Origin of the sequence: Vibrio sp. MACH09 (assembly GCF_033238805.1) — a bacterium.
Taxonomy (GTDB): Bacteria; Pseudomonadota; Gammaproteobacteria; order Enterobacterales; family Vibrionaceae; genus Vibrio.
Genome location: NZ_BSFZ01000002.1, coordinates 1371124 through 1385647, shown reverse-complemented (window position 1 = coordinate 1385647; position 14524 = coordinate 1371124). Strand labels below are relative to the sequence as shown.

Genomic DNA, 14524 nt, shown 5'->3' with positions numbered 1-14524 from the left:
AGGCGATTATGAAAGACCTGCTTATGACGAAACACAGTTACGGCCCGCATTTTTCGCTTTGTAGAGAGCAGTATCTGCATTTTTCAGTACATGGTGTGGTTTTTTAGTTTCATAACTGTCGGCGACACCTATGCTGATAGTGACAGAAACGGATTTATCTCTGGTGCCTTTACCCCGGTTAACTAGGCCCAGTTTACTTTTTGGCCTCATGTCTTGGTTTCGTATCATCATTTGATAATTGGCGATGTTCTCGCGCAACTCTTCCAAGTACTCTAATGCTTCATCTACATATTTACCTTTAAACAGTACTGTAAACTCTTCACCACCGTAGCGATAAACTCTTGCTTTACCGCCAATTTTTGTCATTTGAGATGCGACTAATTTTAGAACATCGTCTCCGGTATCGTGTCCGTATGTATCATTAAATTTTTTAAAGTGGTCTACATCTAACATGGCGATTGTGTATTTTTTTCCAAGATGTTTGATCTCGGTTTCTAACGCTCGTCGTCCGGGGATATTGGTCAGCAGATCGACATAAGCAAGGCTATGATTGGTGATCATTATATATAGAATAAGTAATACACCACCGAGTGAGAACAAAATGGTTGAGATATAAGAGTATTGAAAAAATACAAATGTTAGGGTTGAAATGATCAATGCAGTATAAATGGCCACATCAATAATGACGTTCTTTTTAAGAATAAAAATACCAAATAAGCCAACCACTAAAGCGTTGTATAAGATAATGATAAAGGGCAAACGTGAGACTTGTGGGATTTCAAACAAGATGGTTTGCCATGTTTCACTGATGCCATTGATGGCAATGTGATCAACAAACAAGTTACTCCACGCTAACAACGCCGCGATTAATGCGCAATACGCGAATCCGGAAAAGGATAAAGAGAAGAAACGTTTTTCGGGAAACAGATAAACAACGACACAGGCAGTAGGGAATGTGAAGGCGAGAAGCACATACTCTATTTTTGTGGTGCCAAAGCTAAGCGGGTGCTGTAGACGGCTTTGAATAACCCAGTAAGCAATCGCCATGGCTACAGCGATCATTCCCATTCGGCCTTGATTAAAGCTCTGGCAAAGGATTATGCACAGCGCAAATAGAAAGTAGGGCAGTTGAGCTGCTAGATTAAAGTTTACTTCAACTAATATCGCTACTTCTTCCATAAAGTAAAACAGTATGGAAATAAGGACAATAGGCAATGATAGTCGAAAGAAACTGCTATGAATTATTGACATTTTTTATAGAATCACACGCTTTGTATTTAGCGTTTTAATAACGTTGAGCTCATTAGCATAGGATAACGACTATCGTCTTAATAAAAAACCTCTAACCGCCGCAAAATGTGGTTAAATCGGCATAATTGGTAGAAAAATGATAATAGATGTCGCTGAATAGTTTTCTACTCTCTCTCATAGTGCTAGTTTTACTATGTGTCATTTATGGAGTTTGAATATGCAAATAAATGTTGATGTACACAATTATATGGAAACTTTGGTAGGGACCAAGTTGGCCGAAGACGTGTATACAGAAAACTACGATAACGAACAGCTTGCGGATCTTGCCTGCCTAGCTTTGAATCAGTTACGACCTGTTTATATTCGCTATGATATTGACTTTCTGTCCCGCTTAGCGGAAGAAAGAAGAGTGCAGTTCCAACATCAGGTAACTATGGCAATAGAAGCCGCTGAGACGATGATTAAAGACGACAGACGATTGGAACGCACAGAAGAAGAAGTTATCTCGGTTGATAAAGAAGAGTTAGAAGATCGTGAACTTGAATGGTTTGAAGAGCCAATTTTAGGTAATAAAAAGAAATAACCTCGGTTTTAAGGAGTAGTTGGTGGGATTTTTTTCAAGTTTATTCTCAGGCAAAGAGAAACAAGCAAAGCATGTTGAGCCTGTAGAGTACAAAGATTTTTTAATTTATCAGCAAGCGATCGCTGAATCCGGTCAGTATAGAATTGCTGGTAGAATTACCAAAGAAATTGACGGCGAGATAAAGGAACATAGATTTATTCGTTCTGACGTTGTTTCTTCAGAACAAGATGCTAATGATCTAATGTTGAATAAAGCAAAGATGTTTATTGATCAGATGAATGGCAAAATATTCGATTAAAGATAACTACTGATATTCCAACTGTTTAAATTATACAGTTTGATATTTATCATGTTTGAAGGAGTCATTAGCGTATATGCTGATGACTCTTTTTGTAATTAGATAAGATCAGACACGTACTATCGACTAGTTAGCCTATATTTTCTGTATCTGGTTTGACCTCAGCTCAGTGCTTAATGTGTTGTCTTTTCACTGGCGAAGAGAGAAAATTCACGGCTATTTTAGGTGTATTGTATTAAATATTAGTATATTGACTATATTTTATCCTATTACTCCATCTTTTGATAAAAACCAACAATTCATTGTGCCAATAGTAGGGAATAACTATGCAAATTGGTGTGCCTAGAGAGATACTCGCAGGTGAAACTCGAGTTGCTGCAACACCGAAATCGGTGGAACAGCTTAAAAAACTGGGATTCGACGTCATTGTTGAATCTGATGCTGGTGCTTTAGCCAGTTTTGATAATGCTGCGTACGTCGCAGCGGGTGCTTCAGTAGCCTCTACTGAAGAAATATGGAATGCAGACATTGTCTTTAAAGTGAATGCACCTTCTGACAACGAAATTGAATCGATGAAAGAGGGCGCAAGCTTAGTCAGCTTTATTTGGCCTGCACAAAACCCTGATTTGATGGAAAAGCTTTCAAGCAAAAACATCAATGTAATGGCAATGGACTCAGTGCCACGTATTTCTCGAGCTCAAGCGTTGGATGCGTTGAGTTCTATGGCAAATATTGCAGGCTATCGTGCAGTTGTTGAAGCGGCGCATGAGTTTGGACGTTTCTTCACAGGTCAAATTACGGCTGCGGGCAAAGTTCCACCAGCGAAAGTACTTGTGGCTGGGGCTGGTGTTGCTGGACTCGCGGCAATTGGTGCTGCTGGTAGCTTAGGTGCGGTTGTTCGTGCATTTGACGTTCGTCCTGAAGTAAAAGAGCAAGTACAGTCAATGGGCGCTGAGTTCCTCGAAGTTGATTTCGAAGAAAACAGTGGTGCCGGCGATGGTTACGCTAAAGAAATGTCAGATGAGTTCAACAAAAAAGCAGCTGAGCTTTATGCTGAACAAGCAAAAGACGTTGATATTATTGTTACCACTGCGCTTATTCCAGGTCGCCCTGCGCCTAAGCTGATTACCAAGGAAATGGTTGACAGCATGAAAGCAGGAAGCGTGATTGTTGATCTCGCCGCTGCAAATGGCGGTAACTGTGATTATACGATCGCGGATAAAGTTATCACCACTGACAACGGTGTAAAAATTATTGGTTACACCGATATGGTTGGCCGTCTTCCGACTCAGTCATCTCAGCTATACGCTACAAACCTTGTCAACTTGATGAAGCTGCTGTGTAAAGAGAAAGATGGCAACATCAACATCGATTTTGAAGATGTTGTTTTACGCGGTGTGACAGTCGTTAAAGAGGGTGAAGTTACTTGGCCTGCTCCTCCTATTCAGGTATCGGCGCAACCAAAACCTCAAGCTGAGCCAGCTAAACCTGCGGTAGAAGTTGTAGAAGAGCCTGCATCTCCGTTGAAAAAAGTGGTTGGTATTGCCGCTGCTATTGGGGCATTTGCGTGGGTTGCTAGCGTTGCCCCTGCTGAGTTCTTATCGCACTTTACCGTATTTGTATTGGCCTGTGTTGTTGGATATTACGTGGTTTGGAACGTGACTCATGCGTTGCATACTCCACTCATGTCAGTAACTAATGCTATCTCTGGCATTATTGTGGTTGGTGCATTGTTGCAGATTGGGCAGGGCAATACTGCTGTCTCCATTCTGTCGTTCATTGCCGTGTTAATTGCAAGCATAAACATATTTGGTGGTTTTACCGTCACCAAGCGTATGCTTGAAATGTTCCGTAAAGACTAAGGAGATTTACATGTCTGCAGGATTAGTACAAGCCGCATACATTGTTGCTGCGGTTCTCTTTATAATGAGTCTAGCGGGGCTGTCTAAGCAAGAATCAGCAAGATCAGGTAACTACTACGGTATTGCTGGTATGGCGATTGCGTTGGTGGCGACAATTCTATCACCAAGTTCATCTGCTGTTGGCTGGATATTAGTCGCAATGGTTATTGGTGGTGGCATCGGTATCCATTACGCTAGAAAAGTTGAAATGACAGAGATGCCTGAGCTGGTCGCAATACTGCACAGCTTTGTGGGTCTAGCTGCGGTTTTAGTTGGTTACAATAGCTACCTAGATCACGGTATGATTACTGACCCAGCGCTTCTGAACATTCACTTAGTTGAAGTGTTCCTTGGTGTATTTATTGGTGCGGTTACCTTTACCGGTTCTATTGTCGCATTTTGTAAATTACGAGGTGTGATCTCTTCTTCTCCACTTAGCATTCCACATAAGCATAAATGGAACCTAGCAGCGGTGGTTGCTTCGCTCTTGTTAATGTTCATGTTTGTTAGTGCCCAAGGTAGCATGTTTGCGTTAATTATAATGACGCTAATTGCTTTCGTATTTGGTTACCATCTGGTTGCATCTATTGGTGGCGCGGACATGCCTGTTGTTGTCTCAATGCTTAACTCCTATTCAGGTTGGGCAGCGGCGGCGGCTGGCTTTATGTTAGCTAACGATCTATTGATTGTAACGGGTGCCTTGGTTGGTTCGTCCGGTGCGATACTTTCTTACATCATGTGTAAGGCAATGAACCGTTCATTTATCTCTGTTATTGCAGGTGGTTTTGGACAGGAAGTTGTGATCAGTAACGACACTGAGTACGGTGAACACCGCGAAACCAGTGCAGAAGAAGTGGCTGAAATGCTGAAGAACTCTAAGTCAGTTGTAATAACTCCGGGGTACGGCATGGCAGTAGCTCAAGCTCAGTATCCGGTTCATGAAATTACGGAAAAACTGAGAGCTCAAGGTGTTAATGTTCGTTTCGGTATCCACCCAGTAGCGGGAAGGTTACCGGGTCACATGAACGTATTGTTAGCGGAAGCAAAAGTACCATATGACATCGTTTTAGAAATGGACGAAATTAATGATGATCTTCCTGAAACGGATACCATCTTAGTTATCGGTGCAAATGATACGGTTAACCCAGCAGCACTAGACGATCCAAATAGCCCAATCGCAGGTATGCCTGTATTGGAAGTTTGGAATGCGCAAAATGTTATTGTCTTTAAACGCTCAATGAACCCAGGTTATGCCGGGGTGCAAAATCCATTGTTCTTCAAAGAGAATACTCAAATGCTGTTTGGTGATGCAAAAGAGTCGTGCGTACAAATTTCTTCTCATCTATAGCGGCATGTTTGCTATAAATTAAGAGAAACAGTAAGCAATTTAGAAGTGCTGTTCACATAAAGTGAGCAGCATTTATTTATGGTTAGGAGATTGGGTTAATTGCTCTCCTGATACCTTGTTCAAACTGTTTCTAGATTGAATAAAATCTGTACTGAAAAAAACAATAAACTCTCACGCTACGTGGTAAAACCAATCCGTTGCGTACAAGGATCTAACTTTTTTGCTATAAATGTCGCTATCTTCTTGAGAGTTATGTGATTTCCACTAGTTATACGCTATATTGTTTAGCAATAACGATAATATTTTACCGTTGAATAGAATATTTACTTTTGAATAAAACAGTTGGCAAAATCGTTTGTTAATACGTAAATTAATTTATAGCGCTTTATTGATAGCACCGTTGAATGTATGGGGCTCTTCGCTGCCTGAAAGAATTGATGAGTTTGTTAATCTGTTTGATTACTCGCAGGCCAACGAACACTACGACGTTCGAAATCTACAAAGTGACTTTCCCAACAAGTTGATTGCGCCGGAGTTCATGCTACCGCAAACCGCTAATTATCCCCTTAAAGATCTTCAACAACTCTACATTCTGGAACAAAACTGCACAGGACAATTGCCTTTAAGCCCATTGGTAACCGAGCCATTAGTCTTTGTAAGGACAATATGTAAAGGAACGCCATTACCGGTGAAGTGGTTTGCTCGTACTGGACTTATTCATCCGGGGGGCGGAAGTTATGCCTATCGCTACGGCAAACTAAATCCAGAAAGCTTTGATGACTTGCAGCCTTACATGCACATTTTAGAGAGACCACTTTCAACAGATAATACCTTACTTGGCCGTTTGCAAAGAATGCCTTTCAGTGCGATCAACGCGCTTATTGCTAGTGAAAGAATGTTCGTTGAAAATGACAACTTGTGGTTGAGGCGAGGGGATAAGTACTATATTTTCCCGCAGCGTGTTTGGCAGGACAATGCGAGTGAATCACAACTAAAATATACACTGACTGACAGTGACAAGTCGTGTTTTGTGCGACGGGGCAATCTCTGTTTTGAGTTAGAAGATAAATCGGATCTTCTACTCAATAGTATGATCGCCTTGGTAATCATCAATATCGCCTTGGTATTTGGTTGGGCGGGTTACCGTTGGAACACTAAACGACAAGAGCTAAAGAGCAGGATGCTGGTTCTACAGATTTTGACGCACGAGTTAAGAACACCAATCGCGAGTTTATCAATGACCGTAGAAGGGTTTAGACGTGAGTTCGAAAGCCTTCCTGAATCGGTTTATGATGAGTTTAGACGATTATGTGAAGACACACGCCGGCTAAGACAACTGGCGGAAGCGAGTAAAGATTATCTACAATCTGGCAACCAAAGTATGGCGACAGAATGGATACCATCTATCGAAGAGTGGATGATGTATCGATACGAAGAATCTAAAGTAAAGATTCATGTAGAAATAAACCGAGATACCGCCGCTAAAGTGAATATTTATTGGCTAGGTACTTGCTTAGATAATTTAATAAATAACGCAATTAAGTATGGCGTTCAGCCGATTACATTGAAAATTGAAGTAAAAGAGAAACAGATTACCTTCTTTGTCATGGACAAAGGAAATCTGAGTAAAAAAGATTGGCGTACGCTAAAGAAACCTTTTGTTAGCAAAGCCGGATTAGGGCTAGGGTTAACTATTGTTGAATCTATGGTAGGAAGAATGGGCGGCGAACTGACTCTTGGCGGCCCGCCCACTACATTTAAATTGGAGATACCTTGTGAAACAGACATTGCTACTCGTTGAAGATGATAAAAATTTAGCAGATGGACTACTAGTTAGCCTAGAACAAGCAGGTTATGAGTGTTTCCATGCAGAGACTCTCGCTGAGGTTGATCCGTTATGGGAAAAAGCAGATCTCGTTATACTAGATCGTCAATTACCCGATGGTGACTCTGTCACTCGTCTAGCAAAGTGGAAAGAAATTAAGAATGTTCCGGTGATTTTACTGACTGCACTGGTGACGATTAAAGATAAAGTGTCCGGGTTAGATGCCGGCGCAAATGATTATCTAACTAAACCTTTTGCTGAGGCTGAGTTGTTTGCAAGAATCCGCGCTCAACTTCGCTCTCCAGACGAGGAAAATGAAGAACAGAGTAATCAAGTTACTACGGATTGTTTGGTAATAGATAAAGCAACGCGTGAAGTTTTTTACCAACAAGAAGCGATAACACTAACCCGTACCGAGTTTGACCTGCTTCTATTCTTGGCAAGTAACCTTGGTAGAGTGTTTACTAGAGACGAGTTGTTAGACCATGTTTGGGGCTATAACCATTTCCCAACGACCAGAACGGTAGATACGCATATTTTGCAGCTACGACAAAAACTTCCAGGTGTAGAGATAGAAACTCTACGTGGCGTTGGTTATAAGATGAAGTCATAATGATTAAGTACGTCTCATTACTGATATTACTGCTATCAAGCATGTTAACCAGCACGGCTAATGCGTGGTTTGATAACCAAACTCCGCTTAGTCAGGCTCATAAAATGTTGCTTGAAAATGACTTGCAAGCAAGCTTTTCTGCTCTGATTCAGGTGTGGCAAACCAACAGAGATGATTATGTTGATAATCACTTAAACGAACTGCTCCTTAAATCTTTAGAGCCCGATTGCGGGAAGAGTTTAACCTCAGAGCCGTTAGCAAGCTGGATTAGTAATATCGTAATTAGACGTCAATCTTTACAAAGTCCTGGCCGAATTACGTCTAAGCTTATTATTGAAAGCCAAGCATCGGTTGAAATTAAATCTATACGTTTTAGTCAGTGGTCCGACACGGATATTTCTCCAGAAACAGATTTTGAACAAGTATCGTCTAATGGAGAGTTTATCTACCATGCTCGTTATGCATTGAGCCAAAGACTTGGTCCGGGGCTATATCGAATAGAAATTGAGAACGTCAATGGAGAGCAGTGGAATAGCTGGGTCGTAATGGGAGAATCAAAGTCGAAAGAGATTGTTCGTTGGGATACCAAGGATAGTTGGGCTGTCGATAAGTTTGGTTTGCTCAATCCGTATTGCGCGCTTCCAGTTCTTACCGTTGCGTTATACGACTATTTGGATGGCGAATACAAGAGAGTTTGGTATCAGGAGTATGAAACAGATTATCCTACGTCACTGCCTTTAGGCAAACTCACGCCAGATCGATACGTATTGGCCGTTTCTATTACCCAAAAAAGATGGCAAGGGGCGATAGTAATCGAAGATCAGCAAGTAATAAGCAAAACATACGACATATCTGCAGAATAACTGATAAAGATAATATCAAACTTGCCGATAAAGCATTAAAGGAATATATCTAGGCTATTTATTATGAACAAACTTCGCTATTCGATAGCAACTGCACTCGCTTTGTCTTCATCCCTTTCAGTTGCAGCTAACTATTCTGTTGATGCTCGTGGTGAAGCTATGGGTGGTGTTGGTGTTGTTGCTGGAACCTATTTAACCTCGCCCTTCTATAACCCTGCTCTTGCAGCGATTTATCGACGTAATGATGATGTGGGTATGCTACTACCAGCTGTCGGCTTGATGTATAGCGATCAAGATCAGTTACAGGATAACGCCAAAGACTTAGCAGATATTATTGACGGTATAGATTACGGTAACCCCGGAGCGATAACGCCTGCAACAGAAGCAGAGATTAATAATTTATTGACGGAAATGAAAGGAGACCACGCTAAGGTGGAAGCGGGATTGTCTGCGGCCTTTGGTATCCCAAACTCTTTTTTATCTATGACTGGGTTTGCAAAAGCCTATACTGAGGCTTTTGTTTCTCCTGAAATCTATGATTCAAGTGTGCTAGCAAGTCCAATTAACGCTGCACAAAATGCTGAACTCAGTGCAATGAACGTCGTTTCCATTGGCGTACTGGAAGCGGGTTTAACGCTCGCCAAATATCAAACGGTGTTTGGCCAACACATGTCTTTTGGTATCTCTCCAAAAATCCAACGAATCAATACTTACGTTTATACAGCATCGGTCCAAAAATACGACATCAAAGATATTCTGAAAAACAGTACATCTGAAGCGATGTTTAATATTGATGTTGGGGCGCTATGGTTTTATGGTCCTTTCCGCATCGGTATTAGCGGTACCAATTTGATCTCTCGTGACGTAGCTACTGATAAAATCACCACGGTATTAACTAGCCAGCTCAGTAGTGCAGAAAACACTATTACTACTGACTTTGCTTATCAGATTCGTCCTCAATATACCGTTGGTGCAGGATTTGTTGCAGACTACTTTTCGTTTAGTGTCGATTACGATATAAACGAAGATGAGAAGTTTGATAAGTTTGCTGACAATACCCAATGGATTCGAGTTGGTATGGAAATCGATGTAATGCGTCAGCTACAGTTACGAGGTGGTTACAGAAAGAATCTCGCATATAGCGACAGTGAAGGGACAGTTACCGGAGGGGTAGGCATCTCACCTTTAGGATTATTTGAACTCGACGTAGCTGTTGCCTACACCAACGCGGATGCGATGGGAGGCTATGTGAACTTCCTTGCCACTTATTGATAAACACTTTATAGTCGCCCCTCAATTATGAGGGGCTTTTTATGTTTGACGATATTCCACCACTATCACACCAAGAACAACAAGCGGCTGTAGAGCAAATTCAAGAATTGATGAAGCAGGGGATAAGCACTGCAGAAGCCATCAAAATAGTCGCTCAGAAAATCAGAGAAGAAAAATCTAACCAAGAATAATTTAAGAGCTTGTTTGGTCTGCAATCAAGCTTTATCTTTTTGACATTAGCGCACTATAACTAAATTAAATAACACCGAACAATTTACCTTTCAGAGATACTCTCCTAAATTCCCCAAAAACAACCTGAGCTTTATACGAAATCTTATGGCGTTATCCCCTTAATATTAACAACTTAGAATGAGTATGACTCTTATTTTTAAGCTTAAGAATAGATCAATACAAGGTGTTTTGTAACTAAATTACAGGAAACTGTCATGCTGATTTTGCAACCAGTGGATCGTGCTGATTGGAATTTTAAAAGAAAAATAAGCGAGCGCTTACTATTCCTTTCGGGAATACCATGCTTGGGCGGTCTGATAGTGACTGATTACGATTAATCCTTGCTATGGGAATGACGACAAACTAATTGCTAAGGCTTATAACAGAGTCATGTAGTTGCTAACTTTTCGATCTGTAAGCTCCTCGTTATTAGTTGTATGAGCAAAAAAGAGAGGAGTCTGAATAGTGTGTTCATTGGTAGTTCATCACTCATTCTTATGATGGGTGAAAAACTAATGTTGGAAGAAACAAATGAAAATTAAACTTTATACTATTTCAATCACGCTTATTGCACTCTTGTTCTTCAGCCTGTTTGCGGCTTCTCAAAGTACAATTAACGGAGATACAGCAAACGGTAAACAGAAGTACCAGCAGTTCTGTCTTGCTTGTCATGGTACTAAAGGGCAAGGCGATGGGGTTGCTGCAGCGTCGTTAGCAAAAAGACCGGCAAACTTACCTAACAAGATAAATAATCCATTTAAGTCTACCGATCAGCTCGCAGGTAAGGTTTTAGCGGGTAAAGTTGAAAAGGGCATGCCAGCATTCAATAATGTACTGACGAAGCAAGATGCTATCGATATTTTTGCCTATATCGAATCGATTCAATAGTCTTACGATCCCGACATCGATACTTTGATATCAACACTACGTGACAAGGTCACAAATATTAATTAAACAAAAAAAAGTCGATGTGTAGCTTTACGTACTTCGCATTTTTAGATGTTGCCATACAATAATTTATAGAAAATGAACTATATTAAATTGATTTTAATACTAATTTTCGGTGATGCATGAAAATTCTAAAAGTCATTAATATTGCTAGTGCATCTCTATTTTTATGCCTTCTGTCTAATAGAATTGGCGCTACATCTGTGCCTAACATAATTAGAGCCTCTACATTAGAATATGCGCCTTATGTATATACCGTAGATGGTGAAGCTAAAGGTATTGCTATCGATATAATTAAGGAAGCTTTTAGAAGATCGAGCAATGCTACCGAAGTAGAGTTCAAGTTCTATCCATGGAAGAGAGCTCTCCACTCAGTTAAATGCGGTAAGCGAGATTTGCTGTTCAATGCAGCCAAAAGTAAAGCTCGTGAAGAGTGGGGAACCTATACTAAGACTGAACTTATCAGCCAACGATATGTGCTATTTAAGAAAAAAGATTCTGATGTTTCTGTAAACCCAGATTTTAGTAACACTGTAACGTATTCCATAGGAGTTAGAGCTGGATACTTCTATGGAACTGGTACATTTAGTGACGCTCTAGAGAGTAATAAATTTTTTGGTATTGAATATACGAACTCTACAAAACAAAGTGTTGATATGTTGCTAGGAGGCCGAATAGACATGTTTGTAGGTGATTATTTGCCAGTTATGCGTTATTTAAAAGAAAATGATTTAATCAACCTAATCGACATTGTGCAATCTCCAACCCAAATCGACCAGGACATGATCATTTTAACTATGCCTAATTACTTACTTTTCAACAAGAAGAATATAACACGCGAATTTGTTGAGAGTATTGATAAGATAATGCTCGAAATGAAGCGTGACGAGACATATCGAAAAATATACCTTTCTTATATGTAACTTCATAGTAATAAGTTTAGAAAGACCATATACAGGAAAAGTTTCTCAATTATACAACCTCCAAGCTTGAAGTACGCATTATGTCGCCTTATGTTAAATATTGCATATAAATTAGTATCTTATGAATCTTTCATATTTGAGAGATTTATAAATGAAGTACAACGAAATGACTAAAAATTTCATTTTTCGTTTTTATAAGTGCAATTTAACGTTAGAAGAGACCGCAGAGCTTTGTTTTAAAAGTGTGACGACCGTCAAGAATTGGGACAAGGGAAAAACAATACCGCCAGAATGCAAAAGGCTAATGAAGCTATCAAAAAGCAGAAAATTGCATCATTCCAAAGAATGGGATCAATTCAAAATGGTAGGGGAGAAATTAGAAATACCAACTGGAAGAAAAATCACACCTAACGAACTTTTGATAGGAATAGCCCTATTAGAAATCAGTTCAGATTTAGAAATCAAAACATCAACTAAGTTATTAAAACTAGCTAGAGCCTTATCAAGAATAGATAAAGGTTAATACGACTTTCTGCGGAAAGGTTAAGTTTAGGTGGAATTTACCCCCGTAATACAGGACGGGGGTTTTCGATGTCTCGCGCTCCTTCTGCTTATTTTCTCCTCCTCAGTCTCGTCGTCGAAAAACACAGAAGGGCGGATATAGCGATATAAGGGGAGAGGAGAGGTTTAGAAAAGTAGTTAGGTTATGACTCGCTTTCGCTCAAACACTGGCGCGCTACGCTTGCGAATACTCTCAGAAGAGAAGGGGAAACCGTCACTGGTGACGGCTATTAATTTCTATGCATTGAAACGGCTTGCCCCGTCTCGATATCTTTCAGGACTCCGATAGTATACGTTTCATTCTCGCACATCACAGAAGCCGCCTGTTTGATATCCGATTCTCTATCAACAGGCACCCATAGCGTGATTTTCTTTAAACCTTTGTCCTTCATTGCTTTTTCGTATCTGGCGTTTCTGGTCATGGTACACACTCCTTACTGACGCCTTTCAGTTGTCGGATTCAAACAAGGTGAAATATGTTCGCGTTGCTCCTTATATTTCGCCTTGCTCAAATCGATTCTTTAAATACCCAGTGTATTCGCTGCGCTTATCTCGATATCGTTGTTGACCTGAACAGAAGAAGTGGACCCGCCAGAATTAGGACAACCGATAAGCGCATTCTGATCACCTTTAGTTAGTAGCAACATGCAATCATCGATAAACTGATAAGTAACATTAAGATAATCCAAATAACGCTCAGAGAGATAGAATTGACCACCATTGATTGTCGAAACTTCTAGCGAAAGATTAACCTCTATAGGATACTCGCCAACACCACCATATTTAACAACTCTAGACGTTACGTAAACAGTGCTTAAATCAGCTATATCTAAAAAAGTGGGCACATCATTTAGATAAAAAGCATTATCGCTGCTTTGCTCACAATCTTGATCACTATTCCGGCCATCACATAGAATCCGACCATCTTGAGAACTTTCGCTACTCTCGTTTTCGCTTGAAACATTAGATTGTTCAACCTGTTCGACTTCTTGCGATTGCGTATCCGTCTCAGTATTACGATTATAAATATCGGTAACCGCATAAATAAAATACCCCACTGATAATATGATGGCTGTTACAGCAAATAGAAATTTAGGTGATTTTAATAGTAAGTTCGTACCACCTGATTTAGTGGTTAAACCCGTCCCCGTCGACTTATAAAGCAAGTGAGCATCAAGCGGGACTTTAACCGAGGTCAGGTTTACATCTCGCTTTTCAGGAATGGCCGGAGTAGCAACGGTCTTAGAGTGTTTAAAAATATATGGTTTACGCGCAAAGAGTTTAAGACCATCCCTATTCTTATGAAAAAAACACTCCTCAGCACATGCCTTAACGTTACTATCAATTTGCTTCCAATCGGGACTTAAAAGCTCAATATCCCAGTTAAACTTTCTATGACGCATAAATCCTTCATTGAAAGTAGTAGGATAAATTATCCTGCCCTGGTCATCGTATTCAGCAGCACCCGTGTCATCAATATCGCAAGGCTGTAAATTGTCCATATCTACCGGAACATGACGAGAATTGAAAAAGTTTTCATATCCATCAGGCAAGCTATCTTTAAACTCTGAAACTGGCTTATAGTTAAATTTCTCCATCTTAAAGCCAGTGTTTTTACTAAATATGTCCTGACATTCATCTATGACAATTAAAGCATTAAGCGGACACCAACAATACCAATACCGCCATAAATCCAGCCCTTTAACATTACGGCTAGATATACGAATGAGCTTGGTTGTTTCTGGAAATTTCTCATCAAACAACTCTTCAATCTTTTCTAGAGGTTGCATACCTTCAAAATTAGTAACAACACAACGACCAGAGCGCAAAGCCGGAAGAATAACAAAATAGGCAACATAAGCACTTTTATAGCTACCGTTTGCCCCTGTTCTTATAGTAATAGCCAT

General features: G+C 40.2%; 15 protein-coding genes. 12 read left to right on the top strand and 3 right to left on the bottom strand.

Annotated features, from left to right (window positions below):
• Positions 1-21: 21 nt before the first annotated feature.
• Positions 22-1251 (bottom strand): GGDEF domain-containing protein, encoded by a 1230-nt coding sequence (locus CHJ_RS21405; protein WP_253822097.1) that lies wholly within the window; start codon positions 1249-1251, stop codon positions 22-24.
• A gap of 217 nt (positions 1252-1468) precedes the next feature.
• Here CHJ_RS21405 and CHJ_RS21400 point away from each other — a divergent pair, with 217 nt between their 5' ends.
• The 12 genes from CHJ_RS21400 to CHJ_RS21345 all read left to right on the top strand — a co-directional run bounded on the left by CHJ_RS21400 (position 1469) and on the right by CHJ_RS21345 (position 12579).
• On the top strand, positions 1469-1834 hold the full coding sequence (locus tag CHJ_RS21400) for a late competence development ComFB family protein (RefSeq protein WP_171753622.1): 366 nt from the start codon (positions 1469-1471) through the stop codon (positions 1832-1834).
• A 22-nt stretch (positions 1835-1856) separates the two neighbouring features.
• The gene (locus tag CHJ_RS21395) at positions 1857-2132 is read left to right on the top strand and encodes an HlyU family transcriptional regulator (RefSeq protein ID WP_171753621.1); all 276 of its coding nucleotides are present in this window, start codon (positions 1857-1859) and stop codon (positions 2130-2132) included.
• A gap of 326 nt (positions 2133-2458) precedes the next feature.
• Positions 2459-3994, top strand: coding sequence for a Re/Si-specific NAD(P)(+) transhydrogenase subunit alpha (pntA, locus tag CHJ_RS21390; RefSeq protein WP_171753620.1), 1536 nt, complete (start codon positions 2459-2461; stop codon positions 3992-3994).
• A gap of 10 nt (positions 3995-4004) precedes the next feature.
• A complete protein-coding gene (gene pntB / locus CHJ_RS21385; protein WP_171753619.1) occupies positions 4005-5381 on the top strand; it encodes a Re/Si-specific NAD(P)(+) transhydrogenase subunit beta in 1377 nt (458 codons plus the stop codon).
• Positions 5382-5736: 355 nt separating this feature from the next.
• Positions 5737-7182 carry a sensor histidine kinase VxrA gene (gene vxrA / locus CHJ_RS21380; protein ID WP_171753618.1) on the top strand — a complete coding sequence of 482 codons (1446 nt, stop codon included), beginning with the start codon at positions 5737-5739 and terminating at the stop codon, positions 7180-7182.
• Entirely contained in the window at positions 7157-7819 is a 663-nt protein-coding gene (gene vxrB, locus CHJ_RS21375) for a response regulator transcription factor VxrB (protein WP_171753617.1), read from the top strand. Before vxrA ends, vxrB begins: the two co-directional genes overlap by 26 nt.
• Positions 7819-8682 carry a DUF2861 family protein gene (locus CHJ_RS21370; RefSeq protein WP_317918971.1) on the top strand — a complete coding sequence of 288 codons (864 nt, stop codon included), beginning with the start codon at positions 7819-7821 and terminating at the stop codon, positions 8680-8682. The genes vxrB and CHJ_RS21370 overlap by 1 nt, the downstream gene beginning before the upstream one ends.
• Before the next feature lie 63 nt (positions 8683-8745).
• The gene (locus tag CHJ_RS21365) at positions 8746-9954 is read left to right on the top strand and encodes a conjugal transfer protein TraF (RefSeq protein WP_317918970.1); all 1209 of its coding nucleotides are present in this window, start codon (positions 8746-8748) and stop codon (positions 9952-9954) included.
• A gap of 41 nt (positions 9955-9995) precedes the next feature.
• The gene (locus tag CHJ_RS21360) at positions 9996-10145 is read left to right on the top strand and encodes a YoaH family protein (protein ID WP_171753614.1); all 150 of its coding nucleotides are present in this window, start codon (positions 9996-9998) and stop codon (positions 10143-10145) included.
• A 571-nt stretch (positions 10146-10716) separates the two neighbouring features.
• The gene (locus CHJ_RS21355) at positions 10717-11073 is read left to right on the top strand and encodes a c-type cytochrome (protein WP_317918969.1); all 357 of its coding nucleotides are present in this window, start codon (positions 10717-10719) and stop codon (positions 11071-11073) included.
• A 182-nt stretch (positions 11074-11255) separates the two neighbouring features.
• Complete coding sequence (locus CHJ_RS21350) at positions 11256-12056, top strand: substrate-binding periplasmic protein (RefSeq protein ID WP_317918968.1); 801 nt, start codon at positions 11256-11258, stop codon at positions 12054-12056.
• 151 nt (positions 12057-12207) lie between these two features.
• On the top strand, positions 12208-12579 hold the full coding sequence (locus CHJ_RS21345; RefSeq protein WP_317918967.1) for a regulator: 372 nt from the start codon (positions 12208-12210) through the stop codon (positions 12577-12579).
• 268 nt (positions 12580-12847) lie between these two features.
• Here CHJ_RS21345 and CHJ_RS21340 read toward each other — a convergent pair whose 3' ends face one another.
• Together CHJ_RS21340 and CHJ_RS21335 are read right to left on the bottom strand one after the other, a co-directional pair.
• Entirely contained in the window at positions 12848-13039 is a 192-nt protein-coding gene (locus tag CHJ_RS21340; protein ID WP_317918966.1) for a hypothetical protein, read from the bottom strand.
• Positions 13040-13138: 99 nt separating this feature from the next.
• Positions 13139-14524, bottom strand: a complete 1386-nt coding sequence (locus tag CHJ_RS21335) for a zonular occludens toxin domain-containing protein (protein WP_317918965.1) — start codon at positions 14522-14524, stop codon at positions 13139-13141.

What these genes read in the sequence shown, in the direction of transcription:
- CHJ_RS21405 (WP_253822097.1), bottom strand. Translation starts at nt 1,251, where the DNA reads ATGTCAATAATTCATAGCAGTTTCTTTCGACTATCATTGCCTATTGTC.
- CHJ_RS21400 (WP_171753622.1), top strand. Translation starts at nt 1,469, where the DNA reads ATGCAAATAAATGTTGATGTACACAATTATATGGAAACTTTGGTAGGG.
- pntA (WP_171753620.1), top strand. Translation starts at nt 2,459, where the DNA reads ATGCAAATTGGTGTGCCTAGAGAGATACTCGCAGGTGAAACTCGAGTT.
- pntB (WP_171753619.1), top strand. Translation starts at nt 4,005, where the DNA reads ATGTCTGCAGGATTAGTACAAGCCGCATACATTGTTGCTGCGGTTCTC.
- CHJ_RS21370 (WP_317918971.1), top strand. Translation starts at nt 7,819, where the DNA reads ATGATTAAGTACGTCTCATTACTGATATTACTGCTATCAAGCATGTTA.
- CHJ_RS21365 (WP_317918970.1), top strand. Translation starts at nt 8,746, where the DNA reads ATGAACAAACTTCGCTATTCGATAGCAACTGCACTCGCTTTGTCTTCA.
- CHJ_RS21360 (WP_171753614.1), top strand. Translation starts at nt 9,996, where the DNA reads ATGTTTGACGATATTCCACCACTATCACACCAAGAACAACAAGCGGCT.
- CHJ_RS21355 (WP_317918969.1), top strand. Translation starts at nt 10,717, where the DNA reads ATGAAAATTAAACTTTATACTATTTCAATCACGCTTATTGCACTCTTG.
- CHJ_RS21350 (WP_317918968.1), top strand. Translation starts at nt 11,256, where the DNA reads ATGAAAATTCTAAAAGTCATTAATATTGCTAGTGCATCTCTATTTTTA.
- CHJ_RS21345 (WP_317918967.1), top strand. Translation starts at nt 12,208, where the DNA reads ATGAAGTACAACGAAATGACTAAAAATTTCATTTTTCGTTTTTATAAG.
- CHJ_RS21340 (WP_317918966.1), bottom strand. Translation starts at nt 13,039, where the DNA reads ATGACCAGAAACGCCAGATACGAAAAAGCAATGAAGGACAAAGGTTTA.
- CHJ_RS21335 (WP_317918965.1), bottom strand. Translation starts at nt 14,524, where the DNA reads ATGGCTATTACTATAAGAACAGGGGCAAACGGTAGCTATAAAAGTGCT.